General features: G+C 71.9%; 23 protein-coding genes. 13 read left to right on the forward strand and 10 right to left on the reverse strand.

Going from position 1 to position 21526, the window contains the following annotated elements:
* Window positions 1-3: 3 nt before the first annotated feature.
* Window positions 4-681 carry an envelope integrity protein Cei gene (gene cei, locus AMO33_RS00710; RefSeq protein WP_060593220.1) on the reverse strand — a complete coding sequence of 226 codons (678 nt, stop codon included), beginning with the start codon at window positions 679-681 and terminating at the stop codon, window positions 4-6.
* 383 nt (window positions 682-1064) lie between these two features.
* On the opposite strand from cei, the gene AMO33_RS00715 reads away from it, so the two are divergent.
* Window positions 1065-1367: a DUF4193 domain-containing protein gene (locus AMO33_RS00715; RefSeq protein ID WP_011210288.1), complete on the forward strand. Its 303-nt coding sequence runs from the start codon at window positions 1065-1067 to the stop codon at window positions 1365-1367.
* 61 nt (window positions 1368-1428) lie between these two features.
* Here AMO33_RS00715 and AMO33_RS00720 read toward each other — a convergent pair whose 3' ends face one another.
* A complete protein-coding gene (locus tag AMO33_RS00720) occupies window positions 1429-1941 on the reverse strand; it encodes a DUF3093 domain-containing protein (protein WP_050768101.1) in 513 nt (170 codons plus the stop codon).
* Between the two features lie 62 nt (window positions 1942-2003).
* Here AMO33_RS00720 and dut point away from each other — a divergent pair, with 62 nt between their 5' ends.
* Both dut and AMO33_RS00730 read left to right on the forward strand, forming a co-directional pair.
* A complete protein-coding gene (gene dut / locus AMO33_RS00725) occupies window positions 2004-2501 on the forward strand; it encodes a dUTP diphosphatase (RefSeq protein ID WP_060589788.1) in 498 nt (165 codons plus the stop codon).
* A gap of 7 nt (window positions 2502-2508) precedes the next feature.
* Window positions 2509-3393, forward strand: a complete 885-nt coding sequence (locus tag AMO33_RS00730) for a DUF3710 domain-containing protein (RefSeq protein WP_060589790.1) — start codon at window positions 2509-2511, stop codon at window positions 3391-3393.
* A gap of 142 nt (window positions 3394-3535) precedes the next feature.
* Here the strand turns inward: AMO33_RS00730 and AMO33_RS00735 are convergent, their stop codons facing one another.
* On the reverse strand, window positions 3536-4273 hold the full coding sequence (locus AMO33_RS00735) for an alpha/beta fold hydrolase (protein ID WP_060589792.1): 738 nt from the start codon (window positions 4271-4273) through the stop codon (window positions 3536-3538).
* A gap of 126 nt (window positions 4274-4399) precedes the next feature.
* On the opposite strand from AMO33_RS00735, the gene AMO33_RS00740 reads away from it, so the two are divergent.
* The 3 genes from AMO33_RS00740 to AMO33_RS00750 all read left to right on the forward strand — a co-directional run bounded on the left by AMO33_RS00740 (window position 4400) and on the right by AMO33_RS00750 (window position 6273).
* The gene (locus AMO33_RS00740; protein ID WP_011210283.1) at window positions 4400-4777 is read left to right on the forward strand and encodes an OB-fold nucleic acid binding domain-containing protein; all 378 of its coding nucleotides are present in this window, start codon (window positions 4400-4402) and stop codon (window positions 4775-4777) included.
* A 5-nt stretch (window positions 4778-4782) separates the two neighbouring features.
* Window positions 4783-5481 (forward strand): DUF3159 domain-containing protein, encoded by a 699-nt coding sequence (locus AMO33_RS00745; RefSeq protein ID WP_081433217.1) that lies wholly within the window; start codon window positions 4783-4785, stop codon window positions 5479-5481.
* Window positions 5482-5649: 168 nt separating this feature from the next.
* Window positions 5650-6273: a sigma-70 family RNA polymerase sigma factor gene (locus AMO33_RS00750; RefSeq protein ID WP_011210281.1), complete on the forward strand. Its 624-nt coding sequence runs from the start codon at window positions 5650-5652 to the stop codon at window positions 6271-6273.
* Window positions 6274-6310: 37 nt separating this feature from the next.
* On the opposite strand, the gene AMO33_RS00755 is transcribed toward AMO33_RS00750, so the two are convergent.
* Together AMO33_RS00755 and AMO33_RS00760 are read right to left on the reverse strand one after the other, a co-directional pair.
* A complete protein-coding gene (locus AMO33_RS00755; protein ID WP_011210280.1) occupies window positions 6311-6982 on the reverse strand; it encodes a potassium channel family protein in 672 nt (223 codons plus the stop codon).
* Between the two features lie 2 nt (window positions 6983-6984).
* Entirely contained in the window at window positions 6985-7650 is a 666-nt protein-coding gene (locus AMO33_RS00760) for a potassium channel family protein (protein ID WP_011210279.1), read from the reverse strand.
* A gap of 212 nt (window positions 7651-7862) precedes the next feature.
* Here AMO33_RS00760 and AMO33_RS00765 point away from each other — a divergent pair, with 212 nt between their 5' ends.
* From AMO33_RS00765 to AMO33_RS00775, 3 genes are read left to right on the forward strand one after another with little or no spacing between them, the layout of a single operon-like run.
* Window positions 7863-9851, forward strand: coding sequence for an APC family permease (locus AMO33_RS00765; protein WP_041560253.1), 1989 nt, complete (start codon window positions 7863-7865; stop codon window positions 9849-9851).
* Window positions 9852-9855: 4 nt separating this feature from the next.
* Window positions 9856-11148, forward strand: a complete 1293-nt coding sequence (locus tag AMO33_RS00770; protein ID WP_011210277.1) for a class I SAM-dependent RNA methyltransferase — start codon at window positions 9856-9858, stop codon at window positions 11146-11148.
* Window positions 11149-11189: 41 nt separating this feature from the next.
* Complete coding sequence (locus tag AMO33_RS00775; RefSeq protein WP_060589794.1) at window positions 11190-11489, forward strand: DUF1330 domain-containing protein; 300 nt, start codon at window positions 11190-11192, stop codon at window positions 11487-11489.
* 5 nt (window positions 11490-11494) lie between these two features.
* Here AMO33_RS00775 and AMO33_RS00780 read toward each other — a convergent pair whose 3' ends face one another.
* On the reverse strand, window positions 11495-12172 hold the full coding sequence (locus AMO33_RS00780; RefSeq protein ID WP_240327360.1) for an SIMPL domain-containing protein: 678 nt from the start codon (window positions 12170-12172) through the stop codon (window positions 11495-11497).
* 217 nt (window positions 12173-12389) lie between these two features.
* Here AMO33_RS00780 and dxs point away from each other — a divergent pair, with 217 nt between their 5' ends.
* Window positions 12390-14285 (forward strand): 1-deoxy-D-xylulose-5-phosphate synthase, encoded by a 1896-nt coding sequence (dxs, locus tag AMO33_RS00785; protein WP_011210274.1) that lies wholly within the window; start codon window positions 12390-12392, stop codon window positions 14283-14285.
* A gap of 6 nt (window positions 14286-14291) precedes the next feature.
* Here the strand turns inward: dxs and AMO33_RS00790 are convergent, their stop codons facing one another.
* Together AMO33_RS00790 and AMO33_RS00795 are read right to left on the reverse strand one after the other, a co-directional pair.
* The gene (locus AMO33_RS00790; RefSeq protein WP_060589796.1) at window positions 14292-15566 is read right to left on the reverse strand and encodes a ribonuclease D; all 1275 of its coding nucleotides are present in this window, start codon (window positions 15564-15566) and stop codon (window positions 14292-14294) included.
* A 22-nt stretch (window positions 15567-15588) separates the two neighbouring features.
* Complete coding sequence (locus AMO33_RS00795) at window positions 15589-16140, reverse strand: DUF3000 domain-containing protein (RefSeq protein WP_011210272.1); 552 nt, start codon at window positions 16138-16140, stop codon at window positions 15589-15591.
* A gap of 144 nt (window positions 16141-16284) precedes the next feature.
* On the opposite strand from AMO33_RS00795, the gene hemE reads away from it, so the two are divergent.
* From hemE to hemQ, 3 genes are all read left to right on the forward strand, one after another.
* A complete protein-coding gene (gene hemE, locus AMO33_RS00800) occupies window positions 16285-17349 on the forward strand; it encodes a uroporphyrinogen decarboxylase (protein ID WP_060589797.1) in 1065 nt (354 codons plus the stop codon).
* Window positions 17350-17463: 114 nt separating this feature from the next.
* Window positions 17464-18810: a protoporphyrinogen oxidase gene (locus AMO33_RS00805; RefSeq protein WP_060589799.1), complete on the forward strand. Its 1347-nt coding sequence runs from the start codon at window positions 17464-17466 to the stop codon at window positions 18808-18810.
* Window positions 18811-18860: 50 nt separating this feature from the next.
* Window positions 18861-19556 carry a hydrogen peroxide-dependent heme synthase gene (gene hemQ, locus AMO33_RS00810; RefSeq protein ID WP_060589800.1) on the forward strand — a complete coding sequence of 232 codons (696 nt, stop codon included), beginning with the start codon at window positions 18861-18863 and terminating at the stop codon, window positions 19554-19556.
* A 106-nt stretch (window positions 19557-19662) separates the two neighbouring features.
* On the opposite strand, the gene msrB is transcribed toward hemQ, so the two are convergent.
* Together msrB and AMO33_RS00820 are read right to left on the reverse strand one after the other, a co-directional pair.
* Window positions 19663-20106 (reverse strand): peptide-methionine (R)-S-oxide reductase MsrB, encoded by a 444-nt coding sequence (msrB, locus tag AMO33_RS00815; RefSeq protein ID WP_011210268.1) that lies wholly within the window; start codon window positions 20104-20106, stop codon window positions 19663-19665.
* Between the two features lie 25 nt (window positions 20107-20131).
* On the reverse strand, window positions 20132-21463 hold the full coding sequence (locus AMO33_RS00820; protein ID WP_240327361.1) for a glycosyltransferase family 87 protein: 1332 nt from the start codon (window positions 21461-21463) through the stop codon (window positions 20132-20134).
* Window positions 21464-21526 lie beyond the last annotated feature (63 nt).

Consider the following 21526-nt stretch of genomic DNA (forward strand, 5'->3'; position numbering starts at 1 on the left):
GTGTCAGCAGCGCGCGGTGCGCGCGGCCTCCAGCAGATCGATATCGATCTTCGGGCTGTCGCCGGGGGCCGGGTTCTTCAGCGACCGCAGCACCTCCTCGGCGTCGTTGCTGGGCTGGATGCCGCGGAACAGCGAGCCGAGCACCAGGTCGACGGTCTCGTCGGTGCGCTGGTCCTCGATGAGTTCCGCGCACGGCACGACCAGTTGCACGGTCGCGGCGGCGGGCCTGCCGTTCACGCCGAACCGGATCTGGCCCATGCATTCCAGGTCGCCGTTGACGTATATCGGATCGTTGCCGTACTGCGTCCCCGGCGCGCTCCCGAAGCCGAGATCACCGAGCCGGGACGCGACATCGGCGGCCTGGCCGCGCTGGTTGTTGGCGTTGAGCACGCGCACCTTGCTCTCGGCCAGCGGCGCGGGCTCGACCTCCTCGAGCCGGGACGCACCGACCCGCTGCCCGAGGGCGGGGGCGGGCTCGGCACCGGGCTCGGCGGCCGGGCTGGGGGAGTTGCAGGCCATCGCCGCGGTGTCGGCATCCTCGGTCGTCAGCGCCTTGATCCACACGATCGAGCAGATCAGCGCGAGGACGCCGAGCATGACGAGCCAGGGCCGCGGGCGGCGCCGAGGATACGGGCGACCCTGCGGATCGGTCGCGCTGCCTTCGGTGATCAGTGAAACCACCAGCACACTCTACGAAAACGGCGGCACGGCGGTGCGCAAGGTCTCGACGAGTCGCCCCCCCGATGTCGATTCCCGATCGGTTTCGCCACGGCTGTGTTTTGATTGCGACTTTTTCCGGCGCGTCCGCTATTGTCTGGCGGCCCAGATCGAATCACCAGCGGCGAAAACGGTGGTCGGTCGCGGGAACAAGTAGGGCATGTCCTGCGTTTACCGAGCGCAATCGGGTATGGATCAGGCTGATCCACCCCTGATACGCGGGCGGCGCACGTGTGATGTGCACCACCGGCGGGGCGGTGCGGGTTCACGTTCGATTCCCGGCAGGAATCGGCCGCGTGGACGCTGCCGGTCCGGGATATACGGAGTAAGGACGAGGGGAAGACGACATGGCAACCGACTATGACGCACCGAGGCGCACCGAAACCGACGACGTGTCGGAGGATTCGCTGGAGGAGCTGAAGGCTCGTCGTAACGAGGCACAGTCCGCCGTCGTGGATATCGACGAATCCGATACCGCGGAGTCGTTCGAGCTTCCCGGCGCGGACCTGTCCGAGGAAGTGCTTTCGGTTCGGGTGATCCCCAAGCAGGCCGACGAGTTCACCTGTTCGAGCTGTTTCCTGGTGCACCATCGCAGCAGGCTCGCCAGCGAAGCGGGTGGGCAGATGATCTGCATGGACTGCGCCGCCTGATCGCCGGCGAGATCGACATCGAGGCCGGACGATCGGTGTCCGCCGAGCGCGCCGCGAGCAGTCAGCTCGCGCTCGGCAGACCGAGTGCGGCCAGGACCCGGTCGGGCCGACGTGCGCTGACCAACCAGTACGGCGTCGGATCGTCCGGGTCGTTCAACACCAGCAGCACCATCGGGCCCACCCAGGGCCGGTGCTGCACATACGCGGCCGGGTCGAGCTGGCGGCCCAGCGCCGCACTCTTGGCCGAGGGCGCCACCACCGCGGCCCGCGCGACGAAATTCACCGGCAGGTGCGCGCGGTCGACCCGCAGCTCCGGCGTCCCCGAGGCGTCGGGAGCGACTTCCAGCCGATGCCTGCTCATCCACAGCAATACCCACACCGGCACCGGGAACAACAGGGCATAGGGCAACCAGGCCCGCAGACCCGGCGCGCCCATGTGGATCTCGGCGGCGAGCAGACCGGCCACGCCGAGGCCGATCGGCCACCACCACCAGGGCACCCAGAGGCGCTCGCGATAGGTGTGCACGGTCGGGTCACGACGCTCGGTCACCGACGGGTTGGGCTGGTCCGACACGTTTCCACAGTAAGTCACCGTCACGGCGGCGCGCCGTCCAGGTACGCGTAGGCTCGACCACCGTGAGCGCACTTTCACCGATACCGCTGCGGCGGCTGGATCCCGGCATCCCCGTGCCGACGCGCGCCCATCCCGGCGACGCGGGCGTCGACCTGTGCACCACCGAGGACGTCGTGCTGGCGCCGGGGGAGCGGGCGCTGGTCGGCACCGGCATCGCGGTGGCGTTGCCGGTGGGCACCGTCGGCCTGATCCATCCCCGCTCCGGCCTGGCCGCCAAGACCGGCCTGTCGGTGGTGAACACCCCCGGCACCGTGGACGCGGGCTACCGGGGCGAGATCAAGGTGTGCCTGATCAATCACGACCCGCGTACGCCGATCGAGCTGCGCCGTGGCGACCGCATCGCGCAGCTGCTCGTGCAGCGGGTGGAACTGGTGGACTTCGTCGAGGTGGAGCAGCTCGACGAGACCTCCCGCGGCGCGGGTGGCCACGGGTCCAGCGGCGGTCATGCGAGCTTGACCCCGGGCGCGCGGAGCGCGGCCCGGGTGGCCCAGGAGGGGTGAGACGGGAATGTTCGGCAGGAAGAAGCGCGACACCAAGAGATTCGAGTCCGACGCCTACGACGAGGACTACGCGGATCAGGGGTACGACGAGGCTTACGACGACACCTACGGAGACGACGCCTACGAAGACGACGCCTACGACGAGGTGGCCGGCCACGGCGAGTACTCGTCCGGGCCGCTGCACGCCGCCCCCGAGCCCGAACGGCGCGGCCCCTACGACTACGACGAGGTCGCCGAACTGCTCGCCGACGTCGCCGATCAGCGGCTCGATCTGGGGTCGGTGATCCTGCCGGTGCCGCCGGGCGGGCAGCTCCAGGTGGAGATGACCCCCGACGGCGCGCCGCAGGCCGTGCATCTGGCCACCGAGCACGGTCGCATCACCGTGGCGGCCTACGCGGCGCCGAAATCGCCGGGGCAGTGGCGCACCGTCGCCGCGGACCTGGCCGATTCGCTGCGCAAGGACGGTGCCCAGGTGTCGGTGGAGACCGGTCCGTGGGGCCGCGAGCTGCACGCGGTGACGCCGAGTGCGGATCTGCGTTTCATCGGCGTCGACGGCTACCGCTGGATGGTGCGCCTGGTCGCGGCGGGCCCGGCGGGCGCGGCCGCCGACGGCATGCCGCTGGTGACCGCGGCGCGCGCGATCATGTCCGAGACCGTGGTGCGGCGCGGCAGCGATCCGCTGCCGGTGCGCGATCCGCTGCCGGTGGTGCTGCCCCAGCAGCTGGCCGAACAGCTCGCTGCCGCCCATCAGGCGCAGATGCAGGCCCAGCAGCAGCAGATGGCCGCGCAGGCCGCGCCACCGCCCACTCCCGCCCCGACCCCGAAGCCGGTGCCGCAGGAGCCCCGCCGTGGTGTCGGTGGGTCGGCGATGCAGCAGCTCGGCCTGAACTGAGCACGACCCCCGCGACAGCGTCGCCGGATACCCGGCGGCGCTGTCGGCGTCTCGGCGGTGGGCGCGAAGCCGCCGACGCGATGGGCGGTGCGGTGTCGCCGCGGTGCGGCAGGTCGAGCGCTGCCGGGCGCGGGCGGCGTCCTCAGCCGATGCCGGGTTCGTCGAGGAGAGCGGGCAGCGCCCGGTGGCCGAGCACGCCGGGGTCGGCGCCCAGTTCGGCGAGGGTGATGCGGTGCAGGGCGGAGTCCGGGATGCGGGCGGCCCACTCCTCGCCGACCGCCAGCGGATGCACCGGATCGTCGACGGCGGCCACCACCACCGTGGGCACGCGCAGTTCGGCCAGCAGCTGCGGTTCGGGCCACTTGTAGGCGGCGGCTTCCTCGAGCGCGGCGGGCAGATCCGGCCACTGCGCGCGCCAGGACTGGTCCAGTGCCGCACCGAGCCAGGCCGGGCTGCTCGCGCGCATCTGCGCCACGACGGCCTCCAGCCCGTCGGCGCGCAATCGCTCGGCGGTGAACGCGGCGCTCAGCGCCGCCGGGCAGTCGGCGGTGTCCGGCCCGGTCCAAGCGGGCAGCGCCGCCACCACGCCCACCGCGTCCGCGCGCCGTTCGGCGGCCCACGTCACGGCGACCGCCGCGCCGAGGGAGATCCCCGCGGCCAGCACGGGCCCGCGCGCGGCGGCGGCGTCGAGGGCCGCCAGGAAGCTCGCGACCACCGCGCGCGGATCGGGCTCGACCGCGTGCAGCGCCAGTCCGCGCGCCGCCGCGGCGGGCCCGAAGGCGCGGCGCGCGAAATCGGCGTCGGATCCGGTACCGGGCAGCGCGACGACGCAGGGGCGGGGCCGCCGACCTGCGGTGACGCGGTGTGGGGAGGCGAACATCGGGTCGAGCGTAGCGGGGGTGCCCCGGGGGATCTACAGTGGCGGTGTACGGCCAACAGCCGGTCGTCACCGATCAACCACGATGGCGTGCGATCCACGCCATCTGCTCTAGCAGGAGAGCGTGTCATGCCATCCGCAGCCTCGAGTTATTTCCGGCGCCTGAGTCGCCGGCTGACCGAGGACATCGATCAGCTCGATGCTGAGGAGCTCGCCGAGACCGCCGACGCGTCGGGCGCGTGCCGGGTCTCGGAGTGTCGCCGTGGCGACGAGGCGACGATGCTCGGCCGGCTCCGGAGCGTGGAAGCATGCTCCAAGTCCGCGGGCGCCGCCGTGCAGGCGGAGTTCTTCGACGGCACCGACGCCATCACCCTGGTGTGGATCGGCCGCCGCCGCATCCCCGGGATCGAACCGGGACGCAACATCCTGGTGCGGGGTCGCGTCGGTGAACGCGACGGCCGCAAGGTGATCTTCAACCCCTACTACGAATTGCGCGGGAACAGCTGACACGCATGCCATCCAGCCACGACCACGGCGCCGAACTCGACACGCCGACCGACGCACCCGCGCCGCCGACCGAGCCCGCCGAGGCCGAGCGTGAGCGCGCCGCCGAGCAGACCCTGCTGGAGCAGATGGGTGGCTTCAGCGGCCTGATCTACTCCACGGTGCCGGTCGTGGTCTTCGTCCCGGTCAACACCTTCGCCGGCCTGACGGTCGCGATCTGGGCCGCGCTCGGCGCGGCCGCGGCGATCCTGGTCTGGCGGCTGATCCGCCGCGACCCGCTGCAGCCCGCGGTGTCCGGCTTCATCGGCGTCGGCATCTGCGCGTTCATCGCCTGGCGGATGGGCGAGGCCAAGGGCTTCTTCCTGTTCGGGATCTACACGAGCCTGGTCTACGCGGGCGTGTTCCTCGCCTCGATCCTGGTGCGCAGGCCGCTGGTCGGCGTGATCTGGGGTGCGCTCAACGGGCACGGGTCGGTCTGGCGCACCGATCGCACGCTGGTGCGTCTCTACGACCTGGCGACGGCCACCTGGGCGCTGGTGTTCGGCGCCCGCTACCTGGTGCAGTCCGAGCTGTACGACTCCGACCACACCGGCTGGCTGGCCGCCGCCCGCATCGGTATGGGCTGGCCGCTGACGGCGGTCGCCTTCGCCGTCACCATCTGGGCGGTGCGCCGCGCCGGACACCTGCCCGCCCGCTCGGCCGCCTGACCGGATCCCCGCGCCGCCAGCGGGTTACCGCACCGGAAGGTGGGCCGGGCCCACCGCCAAGGTGAGGGTGGGACCCACCCTGGGGTGCCTGGTCGCTCGACCCGGTTCATCAGACGATCGTTCTCGACACCGAAAACGTGAACGATCGCCAGAGATTGGACCGGACACATGGCTACCGAACACCAGACCGCCACCCACAGCTCCGCGAGCCCCGCGCTGACCGAGAGCCGTCGCGTCGCCGCCGAGGTGGAGCAGCTGATCGGCCCCGCCGCCGCCGGTGACCAGCGCGCGGTCTCCGACATCCTGCGGGCCGTGCACCCGCTGGTGCGCCGCTACTGCGGCGCCCGCCTCGGCAACACCGCGCACTTGCAGGTCACCGCCGACGACGTGGTGCAGGAGGTGCTGCTGGCCACCGTCAAGGCGATCCCGCGCTACCGCGATCAGGGCAAGTCGTTCCTGGCCTTCGTCTACGGCATCGCCGCCAACAAGGTCGCCGACGCGTTCCGCCGCTCGCAGGTGCACCCCGCCTACCCGATGGCCGAGGTGCCCGACGCCGCGTCCCCGGAGGCCGGCCCGGAGGAGTGGGCGCTGGCGCTCGAGCGTCGCGCCGCCACCCGGGAACTGATGAAGGTGCTCGCGCCCGCGCACCGCGAGGTGCTGGTGATGCGGATCGTGCTCGGCTGGTCGGCGGCACAGACCGCCGAGGCCATCGGCACCAGCCCGGGCGTGGTGCGGGTGATGCAGCATCGCGCGCTGAACAAGCTGCGCGCCCAGCTCGAACTCGCGGCGTGAGCGCGGACGGCCCGCGCGCAGCAGCCGTATCGGGGTGTTACGGCTTGATGCCGTGGTCGGCCAGCGCGACCCGCAGATCCTCCTCGGCCTCCACCGAGGTCACGAACAGCAGCTCGTCCTCACCCTCGAACGGGTCGTCGGGCTGCGGCACGATCACCCGGCCGCCGCGCAGGATCGTCACCAGGGCCGCGTCGCGCGGCAGGGTGAGCGTGCGCACCGGTTTGCCGGCCAGCGCGGTGTCGGCGGGCAGGGTGATCTCCACCAGGTTGGCCTGGCCCTGACGCAGCGTCATCAGCCGCACCAGATCGCCCACCGAGACGGCCTCCTCGACGAGCGAGGCGAGCAGCCGCGGTGTGGAGACCGCGACGTCGACCCCCCACGCCGAGTCGAACAGCCACTCGTTGCGCGGGTCGTTGACCCGGGCGACCACCCGCCGCACCCCGAACTCGGTCTTGGCCAGCAGGCTGTGCACCAGGTTGGCCTTGTCGTCGCCGGTGGCCGCGATGACCACCTCGTAGGTCTCCAGCCCGGCGTTCTCCAGCAGCGCGAGTTCGCAGGCGTCGGCGTGCACCCAGATCGCGTCCGGGATGGCCTCGGGATCGATGTGGTCGAGCTGGCGCTCGAGCAGCATCACCCGATGCCCGGCGCGCAGCAGTTCCCTGGCGATGGAGCGGCCGACGGCGCCGGCTCCCGCGATGGCCACCTTCATGATCAGTCCTCGCTCACGGGGGGCTTGCCCGCCAGCGCGACGGTCTCGCCGACGCGGCCGGACGGCGCCGCGACATAGACGATGTCGTCGGCCTGCACGATGGTCTTGGCGTCGGGCAGCAGCGCCTGGCCGAACCGGATGACGAAGGCCACCCGCCCCGCGACCGCCTGCTCGAGATCCCGCACGGTGCGGCCGTACCAGTCCTCGTGCAGGGTCAGCTGGGTGACCGCGACGGTGCCGGTGGGATCACGCCAGGTGGTGGTGCTCGGGTCGCCGATCAGGGTGCGCAGGAACCGGTCGGTGGTCCACGGCACGGTGGCGATGGTGGGGATGCCGAGCCGTTCGTAGACGGCGGCGCGCTTGGCGTCGTAGATGCGCGCGACCACCCGTTCCACACCGAAGGTCTCGCGCGCGACGCGCGCGGAGATGATGTTGGAGTTGTCCCCCGAGGACACCGCGGCGAAGGCGTCGGCGCGCTCGATGCCGGCGCGGGTGAGCACGTCCCGGTCGAATCCGACACCCACCACCCGCTGGCCGGTGAAGTCCTGGCCCAGCCGCAGGAACGCGCTCTGGTCCCGGTCGATGACGGTGACCTCGTGGCCCACCCGGACCAGGGCGCGAGCCAGCGACGAGCCGACGCGCCCGCACCCCATGATCACTACGAACACCGTGCAACCTCGTTCCTGGAAAACACTCCCGCTCCCCGCGCCCGCCAGGTGTCTCGCGCCGGACCGGGCGAGCCGCGGTGCGTCCATAACGTACCCGTCGGACTCGTCCAAGGCCCAGTTTCCCCCTGCGCCACACCGGCAAACCCGGGGGTGTGCGGCGTGTTCGCCGACCCCCCGGGCGATCCACCGTCCGGGGATCTATGCTCGCTCCAGTGTCCAAGTTGACGACGGCAGCCAAGCGCGTGCTGCTGGGCAGGCCCTTTCGCAGTGATTCGCTCGGGCACACCCTGTTGCCGAAGCGGATCGCGCTTCCGGTCTTCGCCTCCGACGCCATGTCCTCGGTGGCGTACGCGCCGGAGGAGATCTTCCTCATGCTGTCGGTGGCCGGTGTCTCGGCCTACCTCTACGCGCCCTGGGTGGGCCTGGCCGTCGCGTTCGTGATGGCCGTGGTGGTGGCCAGTTACCGGCAGAACGTGCACGCCTACCCGTCCGGCGGCGGCGACTACGAGGTGGCGACCACCAACATCGGCCCGAACGCCGGGCTCACCGTGGGCAGCGCCCTGCTGGTCGACTACGTGCTCACCGTCGCGGTCTCGATCTCCTCGGCGGCCTCCAACATCGGCTCGGCCATTCCGTTCGTGGCCACCCACAAGGTGCTGTTCGCGGTGGTCGCCATCGCGTTGCTGACCGCGGTGAACCTGCGCGGTGTCCGCGAGTCCGGCACCGCGTTCGCGATTCCCACCTACGCCTTCATGTTCGGCATGTTCCTGATGCTCGGCTGGGGGCTGATCGAGGTGTACGTCTTCGGCGAGGACCTGCGGGCCGAGTCGGCCGGTTTCGGGCTCACCGCCGAGGAGGAGCACCTGTACGGGCTGGCGTTCGCCTTCCTCATCGCGCGCGCGTTCTCCTCCGGCTGTGCCGCGCTCACCGGTGTGGAGGCGATCAGCAACGGCGTGCCCGCCTTCCGCAAGCCCAAATCGCGCAACGCCGCCACCACCCTGCTGCTGCTCGGCATGATCGCGATCACCCTGCTGATGGGCATCATCATGCTGGCGCAGAAGGTGGGAGTGGTCTACGCCCACGACACCGACAACCTGGTCGGCGCGCCCGACGACTACCACCAGAAGACGTTGATCGCCCAGCTCGCCGAGGCGGTGTTCCACGACTTCCCGGTCGGCTTCTACTTCGTCACCGCGGTCACCGCGCTGATCCTGGTGCTGGCGGCCAACACCGCGTTCAACGGCTTCCCGGTGCTCGGCTCGATCCTGGCCCAGGACCGTTACCTGCCCCGCCAGCTGCACACCCGCGGCGACCGGCTGGCCTTCAGCAACGGCATCCTGTTCCTCTCCGGCGCGGCGATCGCCTTCGTCGTGGTGTTCGGCGCCGAGGTGACCAAGCTGATCCAGCTCTACATCGTCGGCGTGTTCGTCTCCTTCGTGTTGAGCCAGACCGGCATGCTGCGGCACTGGACGCGGCTGCTGCGCACCGAGACCGACCCCGCGCAGCGGGCCAGGATGCAGCGTTCGCGGGTGATCAACGCCGTCGGTCTCACGGCCACCGGCACGGTGCTGGTGATCGTGCTCGTCACCAAGTTCTTCGCCGGCGCGTGGATCGCGATCCTGACCATGGCGGCGATCTTCGTGCTGATGAAAATGATCCGCCGCCACTACGATTCGGTGTCCAAGGAACTCGACGAGCACGACTGGGACGGCGTGCTGCCCAGCCGCTCGCACGCGATCGTGCTGGTCTCCAAACTGCACCTGCCGACCCGGCGGGCGCTGGCCTACGCCCGCGCCACCCGGCCCGACACCCTCGAGGCGGTGACGGTCAACGTCGACGAGGCCGATACCCGAGAGCTGGTCCGCGAGTGGGAGCGCAGCGATATCACGGTGCCGCTCAAGGTCGTCGAATCGCCCTACCGCGAGATCACCAAACCGGTCCTGGACTACGTCAAGCGGGTGCGCCGGGACGCCCCCCGCGACGTGGTGACCGTGTTCATCCCCGAGTACGTGGTCGGACACTGGTGGGAGCAGGTGCTGCACAACCAGAGTGCGCTACGGCTCAAGGGCAGGCTGCTGTTCGAGCCGGGCGTCATGGTGACCAGCGTGCCGTGGCAGTTGAGTTCCTCGACCCGGGCCAAGCAGACCGCCGACGTCAACGCGCCGGGCGCGGTGCGGCGCGGATACGGCGATCGGCCGTGATCGGATGAACGGCTGGTCGGGCCGCAGCTTCGAGATCCGGCTGGGGCCGCCCGGGCACGGCGGCTTCTGCGTGGGCAGGCACGAGGGCCGGGTGGTGTTCGTGCGGCACGGGCTGCCGGGGGAGACGGTGCTCGCGCGGGTCACCGAGGACCAGGGCGGCACGTTCTGCCGGGCCGACGCGGTGGAGATCGTGCACGCCTCCGCCGACCGGGTGCCGCGGAGCTGCCCGGTTTCGGGCCCCGGTGGCGCCGGATGCTGTGACTACACCCATGCCACGCCCGCCGCGCAGCGGGCGCTCAAGGCCACGGTGGTGGCGGAACTGCTGCGCCGCGTCGCCGGTCTGGAGCGGGAGGTCACCGTCGAGCCGGTGGCGGGCTGGCCCGCCGACGCCACCGGGGGCTGGCGCACCCGGGTCCGGCTGCCGGTCGACGCCCTGGGCCGCGCGGGCGCGCACCGCTACCGCAGCGACGAGGTGATCGCCGACCTGCGCTGCCCGCAGCCCGTCGAGGGCGCGCTTGCGGGCATCGCGGAGCGGCGGTGGACGCCGGGCGCGGACCTGGTCGTCGCACTCGACGCCGACGGCATCCGCCACATCGTGGAACTCGCGCCGCCCGAACCCGCGCGCGGCGGGCGCGACGGCCGCCGCCGACCGGCCGGGCGGCGCCGCACCGCCGCCGCCCGCCGGGCCGCCGCGCACGCTCCCCGCCTCGAACAGGTGCGGGCGGGTTCGGGCCGGGCGGTGGAGTACGTGGCCGGGCGCCGCTGGGAGATCTCGGCGACCGGGTTCTGGCAGGCGCATCGGCTCGCGGCCCAGTGCTACTCCGATCTCGTCGCCGAGTGGGCCGAGCTGGCCGCCGGGGAGCGCGCCTGGGATCTCTACAGCGGCGCGGGAGTGTTCGCGGCGCGGCTGGCCGAACAGGCCGGGCCGGACGGCGCCGTGCTCGCGGTGGAGTCGGCGCGGCCCGCGGTCGCCGACGGCCGGGCCGCGCTGCGCGATCTGCCGTGGGTGGACCTGCGCGCCGCCCGCGTCGAACGCTGGGCCGGCGAGCACGCGCGCACTGCGCCGCCGCGCGTGGTGGTGCTCGACCCGCCGCGGGCGGGTGCGGGCAAGGAGGTGGTGGCCGCGGTGACCGCCGCCGGGCCCGAGCGCATCGTGCACATCGGGTGCGACCCGGCCTCGTTCGCCCGTGACATCGGCCTGTACCACCACGGCGGCTACCGGCTGGCCGGGCTGCGGGTCTTCGACGCGTTCCCGGGCACGCACCACATGGAGTGCGTGGCGCTGTTGACCCGCTGACCCGATTCCCTCGCGGCGCCAAGGCCTTTAGAGTCCACGGCATGACCGTGTATGTGATCGCCCAGCTGAAGTTCACCGACCGCGCCGCCTACGACCGGTACCAGGCGCGGTTCATGGACGTGTTCACCAAGTATTCGGGCACCCTGCTCGCCGCCGACGAGCAGCCGACCGTGCTCGAGGGCGACACCGACCGGGAGAAGGTGGTGCTGATGTCGTTCCCCGACGAGGCAGCCGTCACCGCGTGGGCGCAGTCCCCGGAGTACCTGGAGATTTCCGAAGACCGGCACGCGGGCGCGCACACCGTGTCGCTGCTGGTGCGGGGGCTCGGCCACCGATCCTGAGCGGCTCAGTCCAACTGCCAGGTCACCCGCACGCTCGCGGTGATCTCCGACTCACCGAGTTCCACCGGCACCGGTGTCGCGGCGAAGGATTCGCCCATCGGCGCCGACACCGCGCGCAGCTTCGGCGCGTACTGCGGCATCGCCCCGGTGTGCTCGGTGATCTCGAGCACCGCGCCCAGCGTGCGCCCGGCCCGCCCGGCATAGCGTTCGGCCTTGGCGAGCGCGTCGTCCCAGGCGGCATCGCGTGCCCGGGCCAGCAGGCCGGCCTGGTCGGCCACCGTGCGCACCAAGCCGCCCAGGCGCACGTCGTCGCCGCCGGCGTCCACGCAGGCGGCGATGATCGCGGCGGGTCCGGGCTCGGCGTCCTCGCCGATGTCGCGCAGCGCGACGACCAGGTCGGTGCTGGCCAGGTAGCCGGTGATCCGGTTGCCCTGCCGTTCGTCCCACACCGTCTCGGTGCGCACCGACAACCCGTTCGTGGCGATGTCGGCGGCGGCCACGCCGTGGCCGCGCAGCGAGTCGGTGACCGCGGCCACCCGCTGCCCGGCACGGGTATAGGCGGCGCCCACCTGCCCGGCCCGCGACTCCACCGAGACGGTGACGCGGATCAGGTCCGGGGTGGCACGGACGCTGCCCTGCCCGAACATCGTCACGGCGGCCGTCAGGTCCTTCTTCTTGCTCACGGGCACCACTGTAGGGCGGGTAACGTGTGATCCGGCCGACCCGTGCGCGCGGGCGGCGCGTCGGTGCCGCCGTCCTGGTCGTGGCGCCGGGCCGGTGGGCGGGCTCACAATGCGCCCGCGTTGTCCGCGGAGGTGGGCACCCTGGTCGACGGAGCGCCCCGCCGAAGCTCCGTAGACTGAGCGGATCAGATGCGCTATCCGGAGGGAGCGAGTTCAGGTGGGAGTGCTTTCCCGGGTCGACACACCCGAAGACGTGCGCCGGCTGAACGTGGCCGAGTTGCGGGAGCTCGCGGAGGAGATCCGCGAGTTCCTGGTGCGCAAGGTCGCGGCGACCGGCGGTCACCTCGGACCGAACCTCGGCGTCGTCGAGCTGACCATCGCGCTGCACCGGGTGTTCGACTCTCCGGCCGACCCGTTGATCTTCGACACCGGCCACCAGGCCTACGTCCACAAGATCCTCACCGGCCGCAAGGACCGGTTCGACGACCTGCGCAAGCAGGGCGGGCTGTCCGGCTACCCCAGCCGCGCCGAGAGCCCCCACGACTGGGTCGAGTCCTCGCACGCCTCCGCGGCGCTGTCCTACGCCGACGGTCTGGCCAAGGCGTTCGCCCTGGGCGGGCAGGACCGGCACGTGGTCGCCGTCGTCGGCGACGGCGCGCTCACCGGCGGCATGTGCTGGGAGGCGCTGAACAACATCGCCGCTGCCCCGGATCGTCCGGTGGTCGTGGTGGTCAACGACAACGGCCGCTCCTACGCTCCCACCATCGGCGGGCTGGCCGATCGGCTGACCGCACTGCGCACCCAGCCCGCCTACGAGCACGCGCTCGACGCGGGCAAGCGGCTGCTCAAGAGCATTCCGCGGGTGGGGGAGTCGGCGTATTCGATGGTGCACGCGGTCAAGGCGGGCATCAAGGACGCGGTGAGCCCGCAGGAACTCTTCAGCGATCTCGGCCTGAAGTACGTGGGCCCGGTCGACGGGCACGACGTGGTGGCGATGGAGTCGGCGCTGCGCCGCGCCAAGGACTTCGGCGGACCGGTGGTCGTGCACGCGGTCACCCAGAAGGGCCGCGGCTACGAGCACGCCGAGAACCACGTCGCCGATCAGATGCACGCCTGTGACCCGATCGACCCGCTCACCGGGCGGCCGCTGGGCGGGGCCAAGGCGCGCGGCTGGACCTCGGTGTTCTCCGAGGAACTGATCGAGCACGCGCGCCGCCGCTCCGACATCGTCGCCATCACCGCCGCGATGCCCGGCCCGACCGGGTTGTCCGCCTTCGGCGAGCGTTTCCCGGACCGCATGTTCGACGTGGGCATCGCCGAACAGCACGCGATGGCCTCCGCGGCGGGGCTGGCGCTGGGCGGTATGCACCCGGTGGTCGCGATCTATTCGACCTTCCTCAACCGCGCCTTCGACCAGCTGCTCATGGATGTGGCGCTGTTGAAGCAGCCGGTGACGGTGGTGCTGGACCGCGCGGGCATCACCGGCCCGGACGGCGCCAGCCACAACGGCATGTGGGATCTGTCGCTGCTCGGCATCATCCCCGGCATCCGGGTCGCCGCGCCGCGCGATGCCGCCACCCTGCGCGAGGAACTCGGCGAGGCGCTGGCCGTCACCGACGGGCCGACCGTGTTGCGGTTCCCGAAAGGCAGTGTCGCCGAAGACCTCACCGCGGTGGAGCGGATCGATGGTGTGGACGTGCTGCGCGCGGCCGACCCCGAGTCGGCGGTGCGCACCCAGCGCGGTGACGTGCTGATCGTCGCGGTCGGCCCGTTCGCCCGGATCGGGCTCGCGGCCGCCGAGCTGCTCGCTCCGGAAGGGGTGTCGGTCACCGTCGTCGATCCCCGCTGGGTGCTGCCGGTCTCCGACACCGTGGTCAAGCTCGCGGAGAACTACCGGCTCGTGGTCACCCTGGAGGACAGCGGCCTGCACGGCGGCATCGGGTCCACGGTGTCGGCGCGGCTGCGGTCGGTCGGCCTGGACGTGCCGACCCGTGACCTCGGCGTTCCGCAGCAGTTCCTCGACCACGCTTCCCGCGACCAGGTGCTCGAGCAGCTCGGGCTCACCCCCACCGACGTCGCCCGGCGCATCGCGGGCTGGCTCGACGCCCGCTGACCGGCGTCAGGCCGAGGCGGGCGGGGTCAGCGCGAGTGTCAGCCGTGGCACGGTCAGTTCGCGCTGCCAGGGGCGGGCGCCGCCGGATTTGAGGAAGCCGTCGATGGCGGCGGCCAGGTCGCCCGGATCGCCGACCCGGTCGTAGTCGGGCAGCCCGTCCCAGCACAGGCGGCGGACCAGATCGGGGGAGAGCAGGTTCTCCACCGGCACCGCGTGCTCGGTGGACAGCTCGGCCATCGCCGCGCGGGCCCGGGTCAGCCGGGCCGCGGCCACCGGATCGCGGCGCTCCCAGCGGTTCGGCGGCGGCGGACCGTCGAAGGGCTGGGTCAGCGGGGGCAGCGCGTCGTCGGGCAGGGCGCGGGCGCGGTCCACCGCCGCCAGCCATTCCCGGGAGTAGCGGCGCTGGCGCGGCCCGCCGAACACCGGCAGCGCGCGCAGCTGGGCGATGCTGCGCGGGTCGGCGGCGGCCGCGGCGACGATCGCGCCGTCGGGCAGGATCCGCGCGGGGGCGATGTCGCGGCTGCGGGCCAGGGAATCGCGGGTGGTCCACAGTTCGCGGACGATGGCGAGCTGGCGGGGCTTGCGCAGGGTGTGGATGCCGGAGGTGCGCCGCCAGCGGTCGGCCTTGGGGGCGGGCGGTTCGGTGGTGCGCACGTGCTCGAATTCCTGTGCGGCCCAGTCGCTCTTGCCCTGCCGCTGGAGTTCGGCGGCCACCGCGTCGCGCAGTTCGAGCAGCAGTTCGACGTCCAGGGCGGCGTAGTTGAGCCACTCCGCGGGCAGCGGCCGCGTCGACCAGTCCGCCGCGCCGTGCCCCTTGCGCAGAGTGCGCCCGAGTAGTCGCTCCACCATCGCCGCGAGGCCGACCCGCTCGAACCCGGCCAGCCTGCCGCCCAGTTCGGTGTCGAACAGCCGCGCCGGGCGCAACCCGAGTTCGGCCAGGCCGGGCAGATCCTGATCGGCCGAGTGCAGCACCCATTCGAGGTCGTTGATCGCCTCGGCGAGCGGTCCCAGCGCGTCGGCGACCGGGATCGGGTCGACGAGGAAGGTCCCCGCGCCCGCGCGGCGCAGCTGGATCAGGTAGGCGCGCGCGGAGTACCGGAAGCCGGAGGCGCGTTCGGCGTCGACGGCCAGCGGGCCGGTGCCCGCCGCGATCCTGGCCGCGGCGGCGGCGACCTCCGCGGCGGTGGCGAGCACCGGTGGCACGCCGTCGACCGGGGCGAGCAACGGCTCGGCCGACGGTGTATCTTCGATGCCCGGCGCGGGCTGTTCTGCTTCCGGCATAGCCCTGAACTCTACGTTGCCGTCACTCCGGACCGTTGGTGGTATAGGGGTGCGGACGCAGGTGGGTGACCCCGGCGGGCGGCAGACCGGCCGAGTAGGCGAGCACTTCGCAGAACGCCTCGACGTGCGGACGCATGTCGGTGGTCAGCGCCGTCCAGGAGGCGCGCAGCTCCAGCTGATGCGCGCGCGGCGGCCCGGCGATGTCGCCGTAGCGCACCGAGCTGGTGGAGGTGACGGTGCCGCCGAGCGCGGTGAACGGCTCGGAGCGGGTCTCGAGCGCGTCCACCAGCCAGCTCCAGGCCACCTCGGGCAGCAGCGGGTCGGTGGCCAGGGCGGCGTCGATGTCGGCCTGGATGTAGGCGACCAGCCGGAACGTGCCGTGCCAGGCGTCGTCGCCGTCGGGATCGTGCAGCAGGATCAGCCTGCCGAACGCGTCGCCCTCGGAGTCGACCGGGACCGTGCCGGTGTCGGGGTGGGTGACCTCGGCACCGAGGGCGTAGGAGTACGGCGCCAGCCGCTGCGGCGGCCGGATGGGCGCGAGCTCGATCCGGGGATGGCATGTCGCGGTGCCCATCGCCTCGACCGCGGCGCGGAACTGGGCCGGTTCGCCCTGGGGTCCTTCGGTCGGTGCGGCGCCGTCGCGGAAGTCGAGCGGTGTCACGCAGCTGACGGTAGACCGTGCGCACCCGGCGCAGTCGGAGGCGCGCCGCCGCATACGATGGCCGGGATGAGCACTCACACTCGCCGTCGGTTGACCGACGCTCCGTTCCTGGCCGCCGCGACGGGCGCCACCCCCAGCCGGCGCCCGGTGTGGTTCATGCGCCAGGCGGGCCGCTCGCTGCCCGAGTACCGCGAGCTGCGGGCCGGCATCGGCATGCTGGAGTCCTGCTTCGACCCCGAGCTGGTCTGCGAGATCACCATGCAGCCGATCCGCCGCCACGGTGTCGACGCGGCGATCCTGTTCTCCGACATCGTCGTTCCGCTCAAGGCGGCCGGTATCGACCTCGACATCGTCGCCGGGGTCGGGCCGGTGGTGGCCGCGCCGGTGCGCTCGGTGGCCGACGTGCGCGCGCTGCCGCGACTGCGGCCCGAGGAGGTCGGCGCCGTCGTGGAGGGCGTGCGGCTGCTGGTGGACGCGCTCGGGCAGACCCCGCTGATCGGTTTCGCCGGCGCACCGTTCACGCTCGCCTCCTACCTGGTCGAGGGCGGTCCGAGCAAGCATCACGAGCGCACCAAGGCGATGATGTACGCCGACCCGAAGACCTGGCACGAACTGCTCGGCGTGCTCACCGACATCACCATCGCCTTCCTGCGCGCCCAGCTCGACGCGGGCGTGGACGCGGTGCAGCTGTTCGACTCGTGGGCGGGCGCGCTGTCGCCGGCCGACTATCGCGCGTTCGTGCTGCCGCATTCGGAGCGGGTGTTCACCGAGATCGCCGACGCGGGCGTGCCGCGCATCCACTTCGGTGTCGGTACCGGCGAACTGCTCGGTGCGATGGGGGAGGCGGGCGCCGATGTGGTCGGCGTGGACTGGCGGGTGTCGCTCACCGAGGCGGCCCGGCGGGTCGGTCCGGGAAAGGCGTTGCAGGGCAACCTCGATCCCGCGGTCCTGTTCGCCGGTCCGCGGGCCGTCGAGGCGCACGCGCGCCGCATCGCCGAGGAGGCCGACCGGGCGCTGGCGCTGGGCGCGACCGGACACATCTTCAACCTCGGCCACGGTGTGCTGCCCGACACCGACCCCGGTGTGCTGACCGCGCTGGTCGAGCTCGTCCACGAACTCTGAGACCGGCCCGAACCCCGGCGGGGGAGGCGAATATCGCCCTCGCGCGGTGACTTCGGCGACAGCTACGGCACCGGATGGCCGCGCGGTGACCGCCGCGGACTACGGTCGGAAACCATGAGGATCGCGATTGTCGGCGGCGGGATCAGCGGGCTCGTCGCGGCGTACCGGCTGCGCACCCTGCTCGGTCCGTCGGCCGATCTCGTCCTGGTCGACCGCGCCGAGCGGGTGGGCGGCATCCTGTACACCGCCGACATCCAGGGCGAGCCCGTCGACCTGGGCGCGGAGGCGTTCGTCGGCCGCCGCCCCGAGGTGCCCGCGCTGCTGCGCGAGCTGGGGCTGGCCGACCAACTGGTGTATCCGGCGGGCAAGCGGCCGCTGCTGTGGGCGGGCGGTGCCACGCACCCGCTGCCGCCCCGCACGCTGATGGGCATCCCGTCCGACGCGGAGTCGATGCGCGGGCTCGTCGACGACGACACCCTGGACCGGATCGCGAGCGAGTCGGCTCGGCCGCTGGCCTGGTACCCGGACAGCGACCTCGACGTGCACAGCCTCGTCGCCGACCGGTTCGGCGCCCAGGTGGTCGAACGCAGCGTCGACCCGCTGCTCGGCGGGGTGTACGCGGGCAGCGCCCGCTCGATCGGTGTGCGTGCCGCGCTGCCCACGCTGGCGGCCGCGCTGGACGCCGGCGCGCCCAGCCTCACCCACGCGGTGGCCGCCGCACTCCCGCCGCCCTCGGACGCCCCGGTCTTCGGCGGCATCCGCGACGGGTACCGGGTCCTGCTGGACGCCCTGGTGGCGGCGTCGGGGCTGCGCTTCGTCGCGGCCACGGCGGCCACCCGCCTCGCGCGCGCGAGCGGCGGCTGGGTGCTCGACCCGCTCGGCCTGGTGGACGCGGTCGTGGTCGCCGCGCCCGCACCGGTGGCGGCGCGGCTGCTGCGCTACGTCGCGCCCGGCGCGGCCGACGCCGCCGCGGGGATCGAACTGTCCTCCTCGGCGGTGGTGGCACTGTCGCTGCCGCCCGACACCGCGTTGCCGGACAACTCGGGCATCCTCGTCGCCACCGGGGAGCCCTTGCGCGCCAAGGCGTTCACACTGTCCAGCCGCAAGTGGCCGCACCTGGCCGAGCGCAAGACCGCGCTGGTGCGGGCCTCGTTCGGCAAGTTCGGTGACGACGCCCCGCTGCGCTGGAGCGACGCGGAACTGATCGCCGCGGCCACCGAGGACCTGGCCACCGTCACCGGTGTCCCGATCACCCCGGTCGAGGCGGTGGTGCAGCGCTGGCCGGGCGGGCTTGCCCAGTACGCGCCGGGCCACACCGACCGCGTCGCCGAAATCGACCGGGCGGTGGCCGAGTTGGACGGCCTGGCCGTCGCGGGCGCCTACCTGCGCGGCGTCGGCGTCCCGGCCTGCGTGGCCGCCGGCGACGCCGCCGCCCGCCGCATCGCCGGCTTCCTCTCCTGAGTGGGAGGGCACACGCGTTACCTCCGGTCCCGCAGTGGCACGATGGACCCATGGCGCGACTCGATTATCAAGCTCTCAACTCCACCATCCGATACCTGATGTTCTCGGTGTACCAGGTGCAGCCGGGCGTGCTGGGTGACGACCGCGAGGCCGCCATCAAGGAGGCGAAGGCCTTCTTCGACGGCCTCGCCGAGAAGGACGTGGTGGTGCGCGGCATCTACGACGTCGCGGGCATGCGGGCCGACGCCGATTTCATGGTGTGGACGCACGCCGAGCGGGTCGAGGACCTGCAGGCCGCCTACGCCGATTTCCGCCGCACCACCGAACTGGGCCGCGCCAGCGACCCGGTGTGGAGCAACGTGGCGCTGCACCGCCCCGCCGAGTTCAACAAGAGCCACATCCCGGCGTTCCTGGCCGGGGAGGATCCGGGCAACTACATCTGCGTGTACCCGTTCGTGCGGTCCTACGAGTGGTACCTGCTGCCCGACGAGGAGCGCCGCAAGATGCTGGCCGACCACGGCAAGGCCGCCCGCGGCTACCCGGATGTGCGCGCCAACACCGTCAGCTCGTTCGCGCTCGGCGACTACGAATGGATCCTGGCCTTCGAGGCGCCCGAACTGCACCGCATCGTGGACCTGATGCGCGATCTGCGCGCCACCGAGGCGCGCCTGCACGTGCGCGAGGAGACCCCGTTCTTCACCGGCCCGCGGGTGGAGATCGAGCAGCTGGTGCCCGCGCTGCCCTGACCGTCGAACACGCACCGCCCGGCGCATGCCCCCGGAACCAGGGGCATGCGCCGGGCGGTGTCGCTTTCCTAGACTTCGCTGCGCGTTCGCTGTGCGGCGACCGCCGTCATCGCGCTGCGCTGTCCGAGGGGTGCAGCCGCAGTGCGATGGAATTGATGCAGTAGCGCTTGTCCGTGGGCGTGTTGTACCCCTCGCCCTCGAAGACGTGGCCGAGATGGCTGTGGCAGTTCGCGCACAGCACCTCGACCCGGCGCATGCCCAGCGAGTCGTCGGGGCGCAGCAGCACCGCGTCGGACTTCGCGGGATCGAAGAACGAGGGCCAGCCGCAGTGCGAGTCGAACTTCTCGGTGCTGCGGAACAGCTCGGCACCGCAGGCGCGGCAGCTGTAGACGCCCTCGGTCTTGGTGTCGGTGTACTCCCCGGTGAAGGGGCGTTCGGTCGCGGCCTCGCGCAGCACCGCGTACTCCTCGGGATTCAGTTTCGCCCGCCACTCCTGCGGGGTCAGCTGGATCCGCGGCGCGGGAAGGGACGTGTCTGCGTCGGAACTCATTGCTCCACGCTAATACGTTCTGCTCCTACGCGCCGTTGCGCGGGGTCGCGGGGGTCAGTTCCGCGTGCGGCGGCTCGGCCGGGACCTCGTCCTCGGCGCGGTCGCCGCGCGCGGCGCCCGGCTCGCTGTCGCGGGAGTCCGGCGCCTGGCGCATCCACGCGGGATCCAGGCCGAGGGCCAGCCTGCCCTCCCGGCGCGCGGCCAGGTAGCGGTCGCCGAGCACGCAGAACACCACGATCAGCAGCAGCGTCCAGCCGAAGGTGATGCGCAGGTACTCGAGGTTGCGCCCGATGCTCTGCCAGCGGTCCGACAACCACTTGTCGTAGGACATGAACCCGAACACCGCCAGCCAGGCGGGCCAGTTGCGCAGCACCGAGTTGCGCAGCACCACGCTCATGAGGAACGGGAACAGCATCATCGAGTAGTACATCTGGCCCAGCCCGGCCAGCAGCCACGACGCGGTGAGCAGCACACCCGCCGACGTGGTGACGAAGAACAGTTCGTCCTCGCGGTAGTAGCGGTACAGCAGCCACAGCGAGATCGCCACCAGCGCGCCCATCACCAGGCGCATGCCCCAGGTCAGCCACAACGGCAGGCCGTAGTAGGCGGCATTGCCCGCGATCGAGCTGTTGAAGTAGTCCCTGGTCTCGAACAGGTACGGCAGCGTCCGGCTGAAGAACTGATCGGCGTCCTTCAGCAGCGGCCAGGAGATCGCCGTCAGTACCAGCGGCACACCCAGGCCGGTGAGGAAGACGTTCCACTGCTTGCGCGCGGCCGCGATCAGCAACAGCGGCGCGAGCGTGGGTTTGACCGTGATGCTCAACCCGAGGATCGCACCGGCCCACAGATCGCGCCGACGCAACAGCAGGTGCAGGAACCCCATCTCCGCCAGCAGGATGCAGCCGTTGACGTTGGTGAACACCAGCGTGTTGATCACCGTCTCGGACATGAACATCGCCAGCAGCAGCGCGGGCGCGGCCACCGAGTTCACCGTGAACTTGAACAGCCGCAGCAGCAGGTACCAGGCCAGGATGATGGCCGCCGCGTTGAGCAGGATGAAGCACCAGCGCGACTTCTCCGGATCGATCAGCGCGATCGGGGCGATCAGCAACGTGCCGCCGGGCGGGTACAGGTAGTGCGGATCGACGTAGTCGAAGTTCGCGGTGTACACCGGGCGTCCGTTCAGGAACGCCAGCGACGCGTTGTAGACCGGCTTGTAGTCGTCGGTGATGAAACCGTTGACAGCCTTGATGAAGACCCTGTTGAGCACCGTCATGACCGCGATGGGCCACAGGGCGAACTTGATCACCTCGGCGGTGGTGCGAGCTGTGCGGGGCTCGAGCTGTCGAAGGAACACTGGGGCACGGTACACCGGCCAGGTGCCGCGATGGTTGCCGGGATATGTCTCGGCGCGCCGTCA

Origin of the sequence: Nocardia farcinica (assembly GCF_001182745.1) — a bacterium.
In the GTDB taxonomy this organism is placed as follows: Bacteria; Actinomycetota; Actinomycetes; order Mycobacteriales; family Mycobacteriaceae; genus Nocardia; species Nocardia farcinica.